General features: G+C 32.3%; 20 protein-coding genes. 5 read left to right on the top strand and 15 right to left on the bottom strand.

Going from position 1 to position 18708, the window contains the following annotated elements:
* Positions 1–449 precede the first annotated feature (449 nt).
* From ltaS to LQ693_RS01830, 6 genes are all read right to left on the bottom strand, one after another.
* Positions 450–2390: a polyglycerol-phosphate lipoteichoic acid synthase LtaS gene (gene ltaS, locus LQ693_RS01805; RefSeq protein ID WP_103362197.1), complete on the bottom strand. Its 1941-nt coding sequence runs from the start codon at positions 2388–2390 to the stop codon at positions 450–452.
* Positions 2391–2590: 200 nt separating this feature from the next.
* Entirely contained in the window at positions 2591–3595 is a 1005-nt protein-coding gene (locus LQ693_RS01810) for a 5-oxoprolinase subunit C family protein (protein ID WP_204178184.1), read from the bottom strand.
* Positions 3586–4287 carry a carboxyltransferase domain-containing protein gene (locus tag LQ693_RS01815; protein WP_119493794.1) on the bottom strand — a complete coding sequence of 234 codons (702 nt, stop codon included), beginning with the start codon at positions 4285–4287 and terminating at the stop codon, positions 3586–3588. Before LQ693_RS01815 ends, LQ693_RS01810 begins: the two co-directional genes overlap by 10 nt.
* A gap of 40 nt (positions 4288–4327) precedes the next feature.
* Complete coding sequence (locus LQ693_RS01820) at positions 4328–4540, bottom strand: hypothetical protein (RefSeq protein WP_025904760.1); 213 nt, start codon at positions 4538–4540, stop codon at positions 4328–4330.
* 61 nt (positions 4541–4601) lie between these two features.
* A complete protein-coding gene (locus LQ693_RS01825) occupies positions 4602–6350 on the bottom strand; it encodes a chorismate-binding protein (RefSeq protein WP_239703044.1) in 1749 nt (582 codons plus the stop codon).
* On the bottom strand, positions 6328–6930 hold the full coding sequence (locus tag LQ693_RS01830; RefSeq protein ID WP_119493792.1) for an anthranilate synthase component II: 603 nt from the start codon (positions 6928–6930) through the stop codon (positions 6328–6330). Before LQ693_RS01830 ends, LQ693_RS01825 begins: the two co-directional genes overlap by 23 nt.
* Before the next feature lie 203 nt (positions 6931–7133).
* Between LQ693_RS01830 and queC the strand changes: the two genes are divergently transcribed.
* Genes queC through queE form a run of 3 tightly spaced genes read left to right on the top strand, consistent with a single transcriptional unit; the run spans position 7134 to position 8936 of the window.
* Positions 7134–7802 carry a 7-cyano-7-deazaguanine synthase QueC gene (gene queC / locus LQ693_RS01835; protein ID WP_119493791.1) on the top strand — a complete coding sequence of 223 codons (669 nt, stop codon included), beginning with the start codon at positions 7134–7136 and terminating at the stop codon, positions 7800–7802.
* Positions 7802–8233 carry a 6-carboxytetrahydropterin synthase QueD gene (gene queD / locus LQ693_RS01840; protein WP_119493790.1) on the top strand — a complete coding sequence of 144 codons (432 nt, stop codon included), beginning with the start codon at positions 7802–7804 and terminating at the stop codon, positions 8231–8233. Before queC ends, queD begins: the two co-directional genes overlap by 1 nt.
* A complete protein-coding gene (gene queE / locus LQ693_RS01845; RefSeq protein WP_119493789.1) occupies positions 8226–8936 on the top strand; it encodes a 7-carboxy-7-deazaguanine synthase QueE in 711 nt (236 codons plus the stop codon). Before queD ends, queE begins: the two co-directional genes overlap by 8 nt.
* 96 nt (positions 8937–9032) lie before the next feature.
* On the opposite strand, the gene LQ693_RS01850 is transcribed toward queE, so the two are convergent.
* On the bottom strand, positions 9033–9701 hold the full coding sequence (locus LQ693_RS01850) for a DUF1129 family protein (RefSeq protein ID WP_158011186.1): 669 nt from the start codon (positions 9699–9701) through the stop codon (positions 9033–9035).
* A complete protein-coding gene (locus tag LQ693_RS01855; protein ID WP_119493788.1) occupies positions 9694–10032 on the bottom strand; it encodes a PadR family transcriptional regulator in 339 nt (112 codons plus the stop codon). Before LQ693_RS01855 ends, LQ693_RS01850 begins: the two co-directional genes overlap by 8 nt.
* Positions 10033–10217: 185 nt before the next feature.
* On the opposite strand from LQ693_RS01855, the gene LQ693_RS01860 reads away from it, so the two are divergent.
* Both LQ693_RS01860 and LQ693_RS01865 read left to right on the top strand, forming a co-directional pair.
* Entirely contained in the window at positions 10218–10859 is a 642-nt protein-coding gene (locus LQ693_RS01860) for a hypothetical protein (protein ID WP_037589261.1), read from the top strand.
* Positions 10860–10910: 51 nt separating this feature from the next.
* Positions 10911–11159 (top strand): GlsB/YeaQ/YmgE family stress response membrane protein, encoded by a 249-nt coding sequence (locus tag LQ693_RS01865; RefSeq protein WP_025904751.1) that lies wholly within the window; start codon positions 10911–10913, stop codon positions 11157–11159.
* Between the two features lie 55 nt (positions 11160–11214).
* Here LQ693_RS01865 and LQ693_RS01870 read toward each other — a convergent pair whose 3' ends face one another.
* From LQ693_RS01870 to LQ693_RS01900, 7 genes are all read right to left on the bottom strand, one after another.
* A complete protein-coding gene (locus LQ693_RS01870) occupies positions 11215–11937 on the bottom strand; it encodes a YwiC-like family protein (RefSeq protein WP_198051907.1) in 723 nt (240 codons plus the stop codon).
* An 85-nt stretch (positions 11938–12022) separates the two neighbouring features.
* On the bottom strand, positions 12023–12850 hold the full coding sequence (locus tag LQ693_RS01875; RefSeq protein ID WP_103362189.1) for an aldo/keto reductase: 828 nt from the start codon (positions 12848–12850) through the stop codon (positions 12023–12025).
* Positions 12851–12863: 13 nt separating this feature from the next.
* Positions 12864–13586 (bottom strand): pseudouridine synthase, encoded by a 723-nt coding sequence (locus LQ693_RS01880; RefSeq protein WP_107572598.1) that lies wholly within the window; start codon positions 13584–13586, stop codon positions 12864–12866.
* A gap of 285 nt (positions 13587–13871) precedes the next feature.
* Positions 13872–14189, bottom strand: coding sequence for a DUF3817 domain-containing protein (locus tag LQ693_RS01885; RefSeq protein ID WP_025904747.1), 318 nt, complete (start codon positions 14187–14189; stop codon positions 13872–13874).
* 3 nt (positions 14190–14192) lie between these two features.
* Positions 14193–15539, bottom strand: coding sequence for a hemolysin family protein (locus LQ693_RS01890; RefSeq protein ID WP_198051905.1), 1347 nt, complete (start codon positions 15537–15539; stop codon positions 14193–14195).
* Positions 15540–15773: 234 nt separating this feature from the next.
* Positions 15774–16562 carry an alpha/beta fold hydrolase gene (locus tag LQ693_RS01895; RefSeq protein ID WP_107565351.1) on the bottom strand — a complete coding sequence of 263 codons (789 nt, stop codon included), beginning with the start codon at positions 16560–16562 and terminating at the stop codon, positions 15774–15776.
* A 204-nt stretch (positions 16563–16766) separates the two neighbouring features.
* Positions 16767–18698, bottom strand: a complete 1932-nt coding sequence (locus LQ693_RS01900; RefSeq protein WP_107565350.1) for a PTS fructose transporter subunit IIABC — start codon at positions 18696–18698, stop codon at positions 16767–16769.
* Between the last annotated feature and the right edge of the window lie 10 nt (positions 18699–18708).

Consider the following 18708-nt stretch of genomic DNA (forward strand, 5'->3'; position numbering starts at 1 on the left):
GACTTGAGCGATTTCTTGGCTTTATTTAGAAGTTAAGCTACGACTTGCGCTATCTCTTGGCTTAAGTTAGGAGTTAAGCTACGACTTGCGCTACCTCTTGGCTTAAGTTGGAGTTAAGCCATGACTTGGATATTTTTTAATTAATCAAAAGTGTTCATTCTTAAATAATTATATAATTTTTGAAAAGATGTGAGTTTACTACAACTTTAACTCACATCTTTTACAATCTCGTGAGTTTACTGCATCTTTTACTCACATCTTTCCCAATCTTGTGAGTTTATTCCAACTTTAACTCACATCTTTACCCTATATCTTGCATCATCCACATCATCTTCTATCTCATAATCCATATTAAAAAGTACTTTTCCTAGTCACACCCCACAACCCCCATTCCCAACAAAAAAAGTACCACAAAATCTCATGATTTTGTGGTACTCATCGACTCATAATTATTTTTCTTGATAGCCGTTACCGGATTTGTATTCATAGTTTGATGGCTTAACTTTCTTGAAGTCAGGGTTATCATAGAATCTGAATAAGTCTCCGTGTAATAACTGGTCTGATAATTCGAGTTCTTTTTCGACGTTATTTTTATTTTCTTCTAAATCTTTAGGTTTCGTCTTCATAGGTTTATTAGTCTTATTGTCGTACACAGTGCTACCGATTGATTTATATTCTGGCGTTATAAAGTCACCATTTCTAAATGCAACTGTTTGATCGTGTCCTTTAGCTAATAAGTCTGTACCAAACATAATGTAGTTGTTTGATTTAATACCTAATACGTCTAATAATGTAGGCATTACATCAGTTTGGCCACCGTATGTTTCATCGACACCACCTTTAAGACCTGGTACTTTCATAAAGAATGGTGTTCTGTTTAAGTCCATGAATTTAGCTGGTGTGATTTCATCTTCACCAAGTAAATTAGCCATTGCTTTATTATGGTTTTCAGAAATACCATAGTGGTCTCCGTAAATGATGATTACTGAATCATCATATAAACCTTCTTTTTTAAGTTCTGTCATGAATTTTTCTAATGATTCATCTAGATAACGAGCTGTTTGAATGTATCCATCTAGTGTTGCACTACCTGTATCTGGTTTCTCTATCGTTGCGTCTTCTTTACTCAATGTGAATGGGTAATGGTTAGTCAACGTAATTAAATGAGAATAGAATGGTTCTTTTTGTTCTTTTAGATGTGCAATGGATTCATCAAAGAATACTTCATCTTTTAAGCCTAAGTTCTCAAGATTTTTTTGTTGCATATCATAATAAGTTGCATCATAGAACTTATCTACACCAAAATGTTTGTACACTTGATCTCTGTTCCAGAATGTTTTGTAATCACCATGCATAACCGATGTTTCATAGCCGCCTTGTTGATTTAAAATTGCTGGTAGTGATTGATAAGTGTTGTCACCTTTTAATGAGAATGCTGAACCTTGTGGTAAACCGAAAATACTATTATCCATCGTTAATTCTGAATCGGCTGTTTTACCTTGCCCCGTTTGATGGAAGAAGTTTGGATAGTATTTGTAACCTTTATCACCTTTTGCTAAAGAGTTTAAATAAGGTGTTACTTCTTCACCATTAACTTTGAAGTTAATTAAGAAAGATTGGAAACTTTCTAAGTGAATTTTAATAACGTTCTTGTCTTTAGCGATACCGAATGTTTCTTTGTTAGGTTCTTGATACTTCTGTTTTGTATAATTTTTAACTTGTGTTAAATCATCTTCACTTGCTAATGCTTTTTGTGAATTATTTTGAATCGTTTTAACCCCGTCATAAACTGTAAAGTTATAAGGTCCTAAATATTTAACTAAATATTTATGGTCAAATGTACGTGTTAATAATTCTGGTCTGTCTGACTCAGCAAATGCTAAGTTTAAGAAAAATAGTGCTACAGCTACACCCATAACAACTGGGACAAATTTCTTAGGAAATGCTTTAACTGATAAATTATTTCTCTTAAAGATCAACACAAATAAGAAAATAATCGTATCTGTGAAATATATAAAATCGTACCAAGAGAATGAACTATATACTGCACCAGACATTGATTCTACGTTACTTACTTGATTCAAAGTACTAAATGTTAAGAAATCTGAAAAGAATCTAAAGTACACGACGTTCGCATATAGTAAGAACGATAATACAAATCCAGCGATAAAAATAAACCAGAACGACTTTCTTCCCTTAAAGAATAAGAATACGCTCAATATTAGCGCAATCAAGCTGTATGGGTTCATTAATAAAATTAAATTCTGTACGAGTCCCTTAACCCCGAGTGACAAATCTACATAATAGGCAAAATAAGTCTTTAGTGAAATTGCTAAAATCGTTAGCAAGAAGAAAGTAAAGACGCCTATCTTCCTATTTTTAGTTTTCATACCGTTCCTCCGTATCTCAACTCATATCAATTTTCATTATTATTTCATTACATATTATTGAAGGTTGTAATATTCTTGTAATATTTAATGTACAGTATTATAATTTATACTATTTTACAATAAATTTCAACTAAAAACCTAAAATACAAATAAGAAATGTGTAAAAAGTGCACACAATAGACACAATTCACACATGGAAATTACTTGTTTAATTCTTCATTTAATTTATATCTGATGCCGTTTTTTATTTGCTTAACGAATTGAGCATGCTTTCTCATATTGCGTTCCGCTTCTTGTATTGTTAATTTCTTAAAGATGAGTTTTGAACCTTGCTTTTTTTGTGCTAATTTATCGATATGATAAGAAGCAATTGTTCCAATTTGAGGATAGCTCGATAATGATTGATGATCATTCAACATTACGACCGGTTGGTTCCCTTCATTTAATAGAACTGTTCCTTTTTTAACACTTAAAAATGACTGATCGACAATTCTACGATTAATAACGGAGTTCCCTTCTAATGTTAATCCTGTTCGATTAAAGCGATTAGATACTTTATAAACTTGACTCTCTAGATGCTTGATTTCCGCTTCATTAAAGTGCGTCATACCTTCTCCCGATATAACATGGAATATATCTGTTAAATAATTTAACGATAATGTATATTGATCAACACCCCATGAAGCTGTTTTGCTATCTTCTAGGTTTTCAAATAGCTTTTTTTGTAATGGTGTGTAGTTACGGCAAATTTCAATTTCATCGCCTGCTTGTAAAGTACGACCGTGGCAGCCACCCATTTCTAAACGGATACTTGTAGATTTTGAACCTAACCATTCTTCAGCAACAATACCACCTGCAATTGCTAAATAACCTCTCGTACCTTTAGATGCTTCACCAAACTTTAATACTTCACCTTTGTCCATTAAATGAATTTTATATGGAGCTATTTTCTTACCATCTACAAATGCTGGGAAGTTAGCTCCCGTAAATGCGATTAAAGTTGGTTCTGTAAATTGGATAGACGGCAACTTAATCGTCATTTCAATTAAAGCTTCGCCTTCTTCATTACCTACAAGCATATTAGCGAGTCTATGGTTTAATTGATCGATTGAGCCATTTTTAACAATGCCAATATGTTGTTGTTTTTGCCTTCCTAAATCTTGAATCGAAGAGTATAGTCCAGCTTCTCGAATAATTAATGACATGGCTTATACCCTCCATCCTTGCTTTGTAGTTGATCTACAATATTTAAGATGACATCATCACCAAAATTAAGCTTACAAATATTATTTTGTCTATCGTATATTTCAACATTCGTCCAACCAATGACTGGCCATTCACCACTTGTATCAGTTGTCGTAATAAATAATTTATCTCTTTCGATACACAATGATCCTTTAGGGATAAATTGTTTGAACTGTGCATTACCTGAATGCAATCGATGACTTAAACCAGATAAATAAGGACATCCTGGAGTATGACCAATCATTGAAACAAAATACGTACTAGATTCTAACACTTGTCTTTGTTCTTCTTCAGACAAGTCCGTTAACGTATCGAAATCTGGACCATATTCGCCACCTACAACGACATCTATCATAATCGATTCCTTTGTAACTTCTCTATCATTAATGTCTTGCTTTTTCTGATAAATAATGCGTTCTACAAATTCAGTCATATATTTAAATGGCTCATTAATATTATGATTCATCATCATGCTATAAGGATGATACACAACCATTAAACTATTTTCACTAGGTATAACCTCATCTATAAAAGGCATATCTTGACTTAATATTTCTAATCTAAATTCATTAATTTCATGCGTTAGCTGTCTCGAAGGTTCACGATCGCTCATTACAGTTAATGCAGAATCGCCCTTAGGATATATGCGCATTTAAGACACCTCATTCTATTCTGCTATATATAAAGCATCATTATTTACGATAAAATACATCTGTTAAATCAATAAATACATGTGTTAATTGATTTACAAATAAGCCTACAAAAACAATTGCAACGGCAAATCCAATATATAAATACGCAAAACTTTGCTTATTTTTTTCTTTTCTCAATTCACTTAAAACGATGCGCTTTAAGTAAAATGCTATAACAATCACTATTACTAAATATAATAATGTTAAGAACATCTATTTTCACCCGTCCTTATATGATGTTTACTATTTTACTATTTGTATCTATATATTACCATCATAATTTTAAATCTATTTTTGTCCATTCTCGCAAACTGTTAATCATGTAAATTTCACAATTTGAACTTTCGATATCTTTGATTAACTTTTCCACAGTAATATTTTTTTCTTCGATAAGGTTATCTTTTAATAACGCTTGCCTCATACAACCATTTAAAAATTGCCCATGATATGGAGGTGTGATATATGCATCACCTATTTTAATAACGACATTACCAATATCAAATTCTGTTATTTCATTTTCTTCATTATAATACAATATGACATCTGTATCATGATTATGTTGAAAATGCTGGCGTTCAGTTGTTTTGTGTATCGTATATATAGAAGAAACTGGTGTACTCGGTAACAACTGAGCGGTTAAAGGTTGAGTTGAATCAACTATTGGTGAAGTTTCAGCATTAAATGTACCATCCGAATTTAATTCAACTCTTATTTTATATGTGCCATCTACATAAGTATTAACCATGTCATTAAGCATAGTATCCCATTCATCTTTATTAAATCGAATATTTAACGCTTTAGCACTTGTAGAAATTCTATGCGTATGTTCGTGACGTCTTTGGACTATTCCATTTTCTAATCTCATCGTTTCAATAAGATTTACATGTCTACTTTCTAGTATTTTAGATTTCATTTTGAATTCCTCAATTTCAGCTTTAGCATTTGAATCTATTGTGATACCAGCTCCAACGCCATAAACTGCTCTTTCTGAATTTGAATGTATCGTTCTAATTGGAACATTAAAAATCATTCTGTTATCTGGTAACAACAAACCTATCGTTCCACAATAAATACCTCTTGATCTATTCTCTAATCGTTTGATAATGGTCATCGTTGATTCTTTTGGTGCACCCGTTATCGAGCCACATGGGAACAGCGCTTGAAGTAGTTTAAATAATGAATATTGTGCTTTCAATTGACTTCGAATCGTACTGGTCATTTGATATACCGTTTGATAAGGTTCGATTTTAAATAAATCAATTGCATTAACCGTACCAACTTCAGAAATTTTACTTAAATCATTTCTAAGCAAATCTACAATCATAACATTTTCTGCTCTATCTTTTTGAGAATGCTTCAGTCGTTCATAATTTGCTTGATCTTCTGCTTTATGATTCCCTCTCGAAATTGTACCTTTCATAGGTTTCGTTAATACTGTATTTGGCATTTGTTGATAAGGACCATATTGAAAGAAAAGTTCTGGAGAAATCGATATAATCGTTTCATCTTCAAGCTCAATATATGCTTGATAATCTCCATTAGCATCCTCTGTGAGTGATTGATAATAGTCATAACCATGACGAATCGGTTCTGATTCAAGTTGTGTCGTATAATTAACTTGATACGTATTTCCAAGTCTGATTTCATCTTGAATAGCATGTATATTGTTTGCTAAACGTTCATCTGAATCTGTTCTTCGCCATTCAATATGTTCATTAATATATGTATGATGCGTTTTATCATTAAAGTGTGAGACGGGTTGTTCGAATACTTGAATACTCCCATAATGCTGAGACGCTTTATAAACATTTAACGCTGTATCAAAAGCTCCTGCACTTTCATATGGTAAAGTCATGACAACATAGTATCCTTCTTTTTGATAGCGCTCCGCTTCATGCACAAGCTCTGATACTTCTTCAATCGTTCTTGCATATTTAATGACAATTGGATTCTCAAATTTATAATCTAATTTCTCTTCTATTTGACTGTCTGAAATATACTTAAATTGTATATGCGTCTTCAATCTCTACACCTGCCTTTACTAAGAAATTCGCAATTTGTTCTAATCCATATTCACTTAATATTGCTTCCGGATGATACTGAACCGCTTCAATAGGTAAATGTTGATGTCGTATAGCCATCGGAATACCTTCTTCTAACCATGCTGAAACCTTAAATCCTTCAGGTATATAGTGTTTGTCAGCAATTAAAGAATGATATCTCGCGACTTCAAATGATTCAGGCAATCCTTCATAAATACCTTCCCCATCATGTTTAATCGTTGCTGTATGCCCATGAACCGGACGTGGACCTTTCACGACTTTACCACCAAAAGTAGATATCAATAATTGGAAACCAAGACATACACCTAATATGGGTATATCTGTATAAATAGATTGAAGAAACTCCTTTAACTGTACATAATCATCTGGATGACCAGGGCCAGGTGAAATGATCATAGCATCTGGATTGATTGCACGTACAACATCACAAGTTGCCTCTTCAGATTTCAATATTTTTATTTGTTCATTTTTCGTCAGTATATTAATATACTCGATAATGTTATATGTAAAAGAATCGTGGTTATCTATCATTATAATCATATGTTTATTCGCTCTTCTTTCGTTAATTTCATGTCAATCATACCATATACTAAACTTGCTTTTACAATTTGATTATATTATCATTTGTATATTCAATAAACTAAGAGGTTACTAGCTTACACCCTCTATAAAAAACTAGACACCTACGTCTACCTTTTTATAGAAGGCAGGCTTTTTTTATGCCTTTATAAAGGAGAAACACTATGTCAGAAACATTAAAAAATGAAAAAGCAGTTGTTGTGTTCAGTGGCGGACAAGATAGTACAACATGCTTATTCTATGCGAAAGAACATTTTAAAGAAGTAGAATTAGTGACGTTTCAATATGGCCAACGCCATGATTTAGAAATTAAAATTGCTGAAGATATCGCTAAAGAACAAGGATTAAAGCATCATATTCTAGATATGTCATTACTTTCACAACTATCCCCTAACGCACTAACAGACCATTCAATGCAAATAGAAAATGATGAAAACGGCATACCTAATACATTTGTTCCAGCACGTAATTTACTATTCTTATCATTTGCCGGTGCATTAGCATACCAAATTGGTGCTAAACATATTATTACAGGTGTTTGCGAAACAGACTTTAGCGGGTATCCAGATTGTAGAGATAGCTTTATTAAATCTATGAACTTGTCACTTAACTTATCAATGGATAAAGATTTCGTCATTCATACACCGCTCATGTGGTTGAATAAAAAAGAAACTTGGGCACTAAGTGATCAATTAGGTGCATTAGACTATGTTAGAGAAAAAACATTAACATGTTATAACGGTGTGATGAGTGATGGTTGCGGTGAATGTCCTGCTTGTAAATTAAGAAAACAAGGATTAGACCAATACCTAGAAACGAAAGGAAGTTTATAATGTTACAACAAATCTATCCGAGCGTTCAACACCCTTATGCTTTCGAACTAAATAAAGACTTTAATTTTTCAAGTGCACATTATATTCCACATGAAGAAGCTGGTAAATGTTTGAACGTACATGGACACACATATTTTGTAAATTTAACAATTGCTGGCGACGAATTAGATAAAATGGGATTTTTAGTGAACTTTAGCGAATTAAAATCATTAATTCATAAACGTTATGACCATCAACTTTTAAATGACTTTGAAGAATTTAAAAATTATAGTCCTTCAACTGAACAAGTTGCTCAAACTATTTATAATATCGTTCAAGCATCTCTAGATAAACGCGATAATCAACCTAAGTGTGTACAAGTATTTGTGAGAGAAACACCTACAAGTTACGTCGTTTATCGTCCAACTAAGAAAGGTGACAACAATGCCTAAAATACCAGTGTTAGAAATCTTCGGTCCAACGATTCAAGGTGAAGGTGCAGTCATTGGTCAAAAAACGATGTTTGTTAGAACAAGTGGTTGTGATTATAGATGTAGTTGGTGCGATTCAAGTTTTACATGGGATGGCTCTGCTAAAGATGATATCCGATTACTTGAACCAGAAGATATTATTTCAGAATTAGATCAACTCGCTCCAAATAAATATCAACACGTTACGATATCAGGTGGTAACCCTGCTCTGATTAAAAATATAGGACCTTTCGTAGAAGCACTTAAAGCAAGAAATATAAAGACCGCACTTGAAACTCAAGGCTCTAAATTCCAAGAATGGATGACACTAATCGATGACTTAACGATTAGTCCTAAGCCACCAAGTTCAGGTATGAAACCTAATTTAACAATACTAGATGAAGTTATCGCACAATGTGTGGAGGAAAGTCTTTCTCTTAAAGTTGTTATTTTTGACGAAGCAGACTATCAATTTGCTAAAGATATACACAAACGATATCCTTCTATCCCGTTCTATTTACAAGTAGGTAATCCATATCTAGACGATAGCGTTTCAAACCATACTGAAAAATTACTCGAAAAATATGAACAACTGATCGATAAAGTAATGAATGATACTTTAAATGATATTTTTGTTCTACCACAGCTACATACACTGTTATGGAGCAATAAAAAAGGTGTTTAATATTTCCTAGGAAATAGCATACACAGTATAAAACAAGCACATCACTAACTTGAAAATGCTCATTAAGTGATGTGCTTATTTATTTTGGTCTATTATTTATACAGCTTTTGGCTGTCTTTTCATAACTTTATATATAACATAAATCGCAATCCCTAATATTAGGAATATCCACCAAGGAATATAAACTTTCATCATATCTTTAAATACAAGATTAGGTACTAATATTAGAATTGCTGGAATAACACCAACTAATAGTCCAGCATATGCTGATTCTTTTATTTTCTTATATTTAGATTTATCAAAGATATATCTTTGGATAATATTGAATAATGCTTTAACAATAAAGAATCCACCTATTGGTACAATAAGTAATAGGAAAAGTGTAGATATAAGTGGTGTCTTATAATCAACAAATATACCTACTATACCTGTAATAACAAAATACACACTATAGAAGTACGCTACACCCATTCCTACCATTTTTAAAATTGCTTTATTGGATTCATTCGGTAATTCATTTAATATATCATCGGCATGACCTTTAACATCATGACCGAAAAATTCAATTGCAGTAGTACCATTCGAAACAGCTTCTAATAAATGATCAAGAACATCCATTAATATGACTTCTGATTCATGTTCATTTACGCGCAAGTCTGTTCTAACATATAACAAGAAATCTTCATAAACTTCTAAATCCGTTTCATTTAGCTGCTTTCTCTTCTCGTTGTTTTCTTTGATGAGTTGTTTAGTAGTTCTAGACATCTTCATTGCTCCCTTTTAACAATTTAGTAATAGGATCTTTAATTTCAAGCCATTCTTTTCGTACGATTTCTAATTCTTCGCGACCTTTATCTGTAATATAATAATATTTTCTTTTAGGTCCTTGTTCACTATGCTTAAACTCATTATAAATAAAATCCTTCTTTAATAATCTAAGTAAAATAGGATATATCGTTCCTTCACTTACATCGGTAAATTGATGTTCATTTAATTTGCGAGATAATTCATAACCGTATACTGGTTGAGATTGTATTATAGATAAAATACAAGCATCTAATAACCCTTTTCTCATCTGTGTCTTAATTGTCGACATCTTAATAACCTCTTCCAATTTTTACAGCTATTGTGTATTACAAGATAGCTTACTTTTATACTATTAAAGTTTCATTCTTTTGTCAAAGGGTCTTTAAATTTTTTTACAAAACATATATTTAGTGATTATATGTTTAGAAATTGTTATAATTCTTAGATGAGACTATTTTAAGGTAGGAGACAGATATGGCATTCCTCGTTTCAATTAATATCATTCTGTGTATCGTCTTGATGTCATATAACTTTGTAGTAATGAATAAGAAATCGCGTATCAATCATTACGCTATTTCAATCACAATTGCTTTGAATGGTTTAATATCCTTTATAATCATCAAAGAAATCAACTTCATCACGATTGCAGTAACAACTATGTTACTTATATGGGCATTTTTACATACATGGATTCAAATTAAATACGTTCCAAACTACATTGAAAATCAATATTTCGTACTTTATATCATTACGATTGTATTTAGTATGTCTTTAAACATTGTTTACTTAGATAGTACACTTTCAATTTATCAATCTGTACCTTATTTAGGTGTCAGTTTATTTATATTTGGACAAATCATTGCTTATTTATCGTTATTCACAGAACCTATTGAATCAGACGGTAAAAGGCTCGCAAAAATTTACCAAAATGGTATATATCGATACTTTATTCATCCACGTTTAGTTGGTGAGATATTATCGATTGTGGCGTTAATATGTATGATTGTCCTTACGCCCCATTGGTTTCTATTAATACCAGTGTTCCTTTTTTATATTATGTTTATTTTATGGCAAAAGTTATTCAAAACTTCTTATTATGTTTCACATAGTGAATAACAGGGTACTTAAATATAGAAATAAGAAATATAAATAAGGAGGTACACTCAAATGGGCTTTATATTAATGTTAATCGTAGGTGGCCTAATAGGTTGGCTAGCAGGTGTTATATTAGGTAAAGATATACCTGGCGGCATAGTCGGTAATATTATTGCCGGTTTAATTGGTTCAGCGATTGGTGGTTCTTTACTTGGAGACTTAGGTCCAGTATGGGGTGGCGTCGCAATCATACCAGCACTAATCGGTTCAATTATTTTAATTCTTGTATTATCATTTATTTTGAAATTAATCAAAAAATAATTAATCTTCAATTAATAGGTAAAGTTAAAGCAACCATCTGCGGATGGTTGCTTTTTTAATGTAAAAATATCGATCCAACTACTAATACAAATACTGAATTAGCTATTTCAATTAAGCCTACATGCATAATTTTTATTTTCTTACCATATAAAACGATTGATCGAATTAAACTCGGTATATACATCAACATAACTAATGGATGTATAAAGAAACCTACAACAACTAAACATAAATGATAAATCCAAGATGACCATTTATATTTTACAGATTTTTTCTCTCTAATCATCGTCTTAACGTATAAAATTGTACCAAAGAAATATAAGAAACTTAAAATAAAGACTGGTAACCAAGATTCCACATCTGTTATAGATACATTTAATAACGCGCTGATCACACCAAATAAACAGAATATCAAGACAGCTATTAAATCATTAGTAAATGCTCTTTCATTTTTCTTTTTAGCAAAATAGGCATTTAATAGTGATAAAGGTACCATCAGTAGAAAAATCCATATCGTAACGGGTTTATGTAATACGATTGGTACAAAAGATATGACGACAATCAAAGCAAATATGCCTGCCGTATAAATATAACCTATTATTTTCTTCCTTTTCTTTAAGTAGAAGAAAATTTGGTCACTCATGAAATAAGATGCCAGTACACCTAAATACAATAATAAATGAAAGTATGTAAAACCAGTTGCTGCAATTCCGAATGCGATTGGTAGTACAATCATTGACCATACACCATGTTGATTTGGTTTTTTAAATTTAAACAAATAAAACACCTCCACAGTTTTATTTTACTAAAAGATGCATATGAAATACATCTTAATTCAAACAAATCTGTGAAGGTTCTATATTTTACTTCATATCTCCAATTTTAACTTCATCTGGATCTCTAAATTGTCGTTCATCTGTATTTAATTGGTCGATTTTGGCTAAATCTTCATCACTCAATTCAAAATCAAATACATCAAAATTCTCTCTGATTCTATTATCATTTTGAGATTTTGGAATAACGAGTCTACCTTGTTGTAAATGCCATTTAATAATAACTTGGGCAACAGTCTTATTATACTGATCTGCTATACTTTGTAAATCTGCGTTATTTAACCATTCGCCACCTCTCATTAGTGGACTCCACGCCATTAATTTAATACCTTTACTTTCGCAATATGCTTGTAATGCTTTTTGATTAAATAACGGATGAAACTCAACTTGGTTAACTGCAGGGACAACTTCAGTTTCAGCTAATAATTGATCTAAATGATGTTCTTTAAAATTACATACACCAATTGCTTTAATTTTTCCTTCTTTATATAACGTTTCTAATGCTTTATACGTCTCAATAAACAATCCATCTTCAGGACATGGCCAATGAATTAAATACATATCGATATACGTAAGTTGCAATGATTCTAATGAGTCATTAAACGCTTTAATAGTTGCATCATACCCTTGGAAGTCATTCCATAATTTAGTTGTAATAAATAAATCTTCTCGCTTAATATTGACTGTTTTTAAAGCTTCGCCTAATGCTTTTTCATTTTTATAAAACCAAGCTGTATCTATCGCACGATATCCTGCATCAATTGCAGTGTGGATTACTCTCTCAACATCAGCATCTTCAATTTTGTATACGCCTAAACCTAATTCTGGTATCTCTACATTATTATTTAATTTAACCATTTTATTATCCCCTTTATTTAGATGTCATACGGTCTCTTTTAGGTGTATAAGCGAGCGAACGTGTCAGTTCTTCAAATTCTTCTTTCGTTAAATCACGCCATTCACCATATTTAATACCATCAAGCTTAATGTTCATAATGCGAATTCTTTTTAATTTTTTTACATTATATCCTAACGTTTCACACATACGTCTAATTTGACGATTCAAACCTTGTGTTAAAACAATCTTAAATGTTCTATCATTAATTTGCGATACTTTCGCTGGAAGTGTCTTTTGATTTAAAATTTCAACACCTTCAGACATTTGCTTTAAGAAGTCTTTCGTTAAAGGTTTATCTACTGAAACGACATATTCTTTTTCATGATGATTTTCAGCACGCAAGATTTCATTAACGATATCCCCATCACTAGTAAGGAGTAATAATCCTTCTGAATCTTTATCTAATCTACCAATATGAAAAATTCTTTCATGGTGATTGACGTAGTCTACAACATTACCTTTAACATGTCTCTCAGTAGTAGATGTAATACCACGCGGTTTATTAAGTGCTATATAAACATAACCTTTATCAATTGTAATGACTTCACCATCAACTTTCACAACATCCGTACTTTCAACTTGAGACCCTAGTGTCGCATATTCGTCATTAATTTGAACGCGATTAGCACTTATCCATTTATCAGCACCTCTCCTCGAACATACACCAGCTTCACTTAGAAATTTATTAATTCTCATAAAAATGGTTCCTCTCTCAATCTATCTACTATATTCCCTATTTTACATGATGATCTTCATTAAAACAAAACAGTATGTGTCTATTTTGGACTTCTGACGACATTTGTATGGGCTGCCTTAGTTACACTTCTCCAGACTTTTGTTACTAACGGCCGCCTTAGTTACACTTCGACCTACTTTTGTTACTATGGGTGCTCTTAGTTACACTTCTCCAGACTTTTGTAATTAATACAATAAAAAAAGAGCACAGGATCCAAATATTTGTCCCATGCTCTTCGTATCAATTTATGATTGTGTTATCTTTTCATAAGATTTGCCATTTATAAAGAAATGATCAAATATAAATGTTCCAAAAGGAATAAAAGCTGTTATAAAAGCAATGACTGGCCACTTTATATGAATTCTAACAATCAGTGCCATTACTAATATCATAATGACATACATTGAAAATAATCCACCATGTATCATGCCCAATACTGAAACTACATTTGGATTACTCAACATATACTTGATAGGCATTGCTATAAATACTAATAACAGTAATGATCCACCTTCTAAATATCCTGTAAACCTAAATAATGATGTTAATGTAGTTTTGCTCACGTTTTAATCCTCGTCTTCTTCGTCTTCGTCAAATATACTTTTTCTTTCTTTTATAAAATCTTTGTGTAAAGCAACTGTCTTAATTTGATGGTTTTCAACATCAATAACAACCCATTTATCATATTCTGTATCGACATAGTCGTCTTTTTCAATTTCTGGGTTATGTGCTTGTAACCAACCACCGATTGTATCAATATCGTCTGAATCCACAAATTCAATTCCGAATTTTCCTTCTAGTTCTGATAAAGTTACACGTCCATTAATTTGGTAAGTATCTTCACCAGTTTGAATGATATCATTTACTTCATCATCATCAAATTCATCACGAATTTCACCAACGATTTCTTCTAATATATCTTCCATCGTGATGACACCAGCTGTACCACCATATTCATCAATAACTAACGCCATATGCACATGATCTTTTTGCATTTTCACTAATGCATCACTAATTCTTGTAACTTCGTGAATAAGTGGTAAGTCATGTACGTAGTTATTAATTTTTATTTGTTCACCTGAAGCGTATTCTGTTAAAAATTCTTTAACATTGATAAAGCCTTTAATATGGTCTTTATCGCCATCTTCAGTAATTGGGTAACGTGTATAATGATGTTCATTTATAATTTCTAATAATTCTTCAATATTAAATGGTTCTGTTAATGTAACCATTTGTGTTCTAGGTACCATGATATCTTTTGCTAATCTTTCATCGAATGAGAAAATATTTTGCATATAAGCTAATTCAGTGTGATTGATTTCGCCACTTTGATAGCTTTGAGTCATGATAAGCTTTAATTCTTCTTCTGACATTGCTTGTTCTTCGTTAGTAGGTTGAATACCTATTGCTCTAACTAGAATACGTGCTGCGCCATTCATTGACCAAATTAACGGTTTCATAACGATACCGAAATAATATAATGGTCGGCCGAAGACAAGTGTAAGTCTTTCTGCCTGTTGAATTGCTACCGTTTTTGGTGCTAATTCACCAACTACTACATGGATAAACGTTACAATTAAGAAACTGATCGCTATGGAGAAAGTTGTTGTTAATGCGTCTGGTAAGTTAAAGAAGTCTAATACAGGATGTATTAAAACTTCAAATGTTGGTTCACCAATCCAACCTAATCCAAGTGATGTTACAGTAATACCAAGCTGACATGCAGATAAATAATAATCTAGTTCTTTGATCATTTTATGTACAATTTTAGCTGATTTACTTCCTTCAGAAATTAATTGTTCAATTCTAGTTATACGCACCTTTACAAGCGCGAATTCAGATCCTACAAATACCATTGTAAATGCAATTAATATAAAGAATACAATAAAGTTTATTATGGTCGAAATTTCCAATTAGTTCCCTATTTCTAGGGATTCACCTCCAAATATTTTGCGGTGACGCCATGGCCACCTTTGTATGATTTTGTTCTATAAGTTTATTTATGATATACGTTTTCAAAACTAAATCCTTCCCATTTAGCGTCACCTCCCCCGATATTAGCATATTATTTTTAGTTTACCATATTTTTATCTCAATTTAAATGATATAAGAAAGAATGTAAATGTAGAAGTCTACACATACATTCTTTATATAGCCGTCGTTCCAACATGCTGCATGATAAATTGAGAACTAATTTTATTAAAATCTTCTGGTTGATCAATATTACATACGTGACCAGCTTGCTCTATTATTTCTATTGAAAAGTTTTCATTTTCTTTAACGAGTCTTTCTACTGGTGGCATAAATAAATAGTCTTCTTCCCCCATAATAAAGAGTGTCGGAATATCTCTTGTCGCAACTTGTAAATGTGCTAAATAAGGATTCACAAGCTTCGTTAATTTAACCCATTTAATAAATTGCTTTTGAGACACTTTCTTAGCTTCATTCACAAATCTTAATCTTGATTCTTCATGAGCTTTCCTAGGCATAATAATGTATGCAAATAATTTATAAAGCAACATATACGGTACAAAGTTCATAATCGTACGGCCGATTGCTAACAAGAATTTAGTCCTTAAATTCACATTAATGATGGCGCCACCTAACACCAATGTCGTAATTCTCTCTGGATATGATTGCGCCATTGTTTGACCAACAATTGTGCCAAGGCTCATGCCAATAATATGTGTCTTATCTATTTTTAAATGATCCAATACATCTACAACTTCTTTTGCTAAATGTTCAAAGGAATCATTTTTCTTCCATTCTTTGTTCGCAGACTTCCCATGCCCTCTTAAATCTACGAGTAATATATTAAAATGTTTCCTATAATATCTCATTTGTTTAAACCAAATCGAAGAACTACCACCAGCTCCGTGTATCAACGTAACCCATTCTGCGTCATTTGATTTGATAATTGTCTTGTAATATAACATTGTTCACATCTTTCCCTATGTTTACCATTTTCTACATATTATAATAATTTAATTTAATCATATAAAAATTTCCCCAACTTTTCAATTTTAAACATGTTAAATCAGTGTCATACTTTTGGCCGAGAATTTAAGGTAATGATTAAAAAAAGCTGTCTACAAAGTCACAACTCTGTAGACAGCTTTTAATTTAATACGATATATTGATTATTCTACTTCTTCTGCGATTTCAAGTTGCTCTTTTGTTAATTTAGGTTTAATTACACCATAAATAATTGCTGCAACTAATGCACCGATAATTACTGCTAGTAATGTTTGTAATACATGACCGAAGTCAGTTGCGAATATAACAAAGATACCGCCATGTGGTGCTTGAATTCTTGAACCTAATCCTAAAGCTAACGCTCCACCAATACCTGAACCAACCATCATTGATGGAATGACACGTAATGGATCTGCTGCTGCAAATGGAATAGCACCTTCTGTAATGAATGATAATCCCATCACATAGTTTGGAATAATAGAACCTTTTTGTGCTTTAGTAAATTTCTTTCTAAAGATTAACATCGCTGTTGCAATTGCTATTGGTGGAATCATACCACCAACCATAGCTGCTGTAATTGCTGCTGCATTTCCTTCTGTTAACGCTGCTGTCGCAAATACATATGCCGCTTTATTAAATGGACCACCCATATCGATTGCCATCATTGCACCAATTACTAAACCTAATAACATAATATTAGAACCGGATAAGTTATTTAATCCATCTAATAATAAATTGTTTAACCATGCTGTTGGTGGATTCACCACGTACACCATAAGTAATCCAGTAAGTGATACTGATAAAATTGGATAAATTAATGTAGGTTTTAAACCTTCAAACATTTGAGGTAAGTTCTTAAATACATATTTGATACCTTCTGTTAAATAACCTGCAAGGAAACCAGCGATAATACCACCTAAGAATCCTGAACCACCTGCTACTGCTAACATACCGCCGACTAAACCAGATGCGAAACCAGGTTTATCTGCAATACTTCTAGCTATGAAACCTGCTAAAATAGGCACGATTAATTTAAATGCACTTTCACTACCGATCGACCATAAATTAGCTGCAAATTCGTTATATTGGCCACTCTTTGGATCGAATGAGTTTTCACCAAATAAGAATACGATTGCCATCAAGATACCACCAGATATAACAAGTGGTAACATATTAGAAACACCATTCATTAAGTGTTTATATATCGTCTTAGATACACTTTGTTTTTCGTTGCTAGCAGCACTACTTTGTTTCGCACCTTTAGCTACGAATGGTTTACGAGATGTGTCTTGCGCCATATTGATTAATTCTTCTGGACGTTTAATACCATCAGCAACCGGAACTTGAATTACATTTTTACCATCGAAACGATCTGTTTCAACATGCACATCCGCAGCTACAATGATACCTGATGCTTTTTCAATTTCTTCATCTGTTAAGTGATTTTTAATACCACCTGAACCATTTGTTTCAACTTTAATAGGTACACCCATTTTTTTAGCTTGATTTTTCAATGCATCCGCAGCCATATAAGTATGTGCAATACCTGTAGGACATGCTGTTACAGCTAATACAAGTCCTTTTTCTGAATCCGCTTCTGCATTCGTTACAGCTGCTGCTTCTGAAGTTTCATCTGAAGCTTCATCATCATGCTTATTAATGATATTTAATACTTCTTCTTTACTTTTCGCTTGTAATAACTCTGCTCTTACATCTTCATCCATCAAAATGCCTGAAAGTTTAGCAAGGGCATCTAAATGTGTTTGTGCACCACCAGCTGGCGCTGCAATCATAAAGAATAAATGAGCTGGTTGCATATCTAATGATTGATAATCTACACCTTCAACAGATTTACCAAAAGCAATCGCAGCAGATTGTACAGCATCTGTTTTAGCATGCGGAATCGCAATCCCTTCACCAATTCCTGTTGTACTTTGTGACTCTCTTGCATGAATCGCTTCTTTAAAAGTTGCCTCATCACTTAATTTCCCAGCACTGTTTAATTGCGCAACTAACTCGTCAATGACTTGATCTTTACTTGTTGCAGAAAGATCCATTGCAATGGTTTCCTTCGTTAATAGTTCTGTAATTCTCATTTTAATAACC

The organism is Mammaliicoccus sp. B-M6 (genome assembly GCF_022386965.1).
GTDB classification, from domain to species: Bacteria; Bacillota; Bacilli; order Staphylococcales; family Staphylococcaceae; genus Mammaliicoccus; species Mammaliicoccus sciuri_A.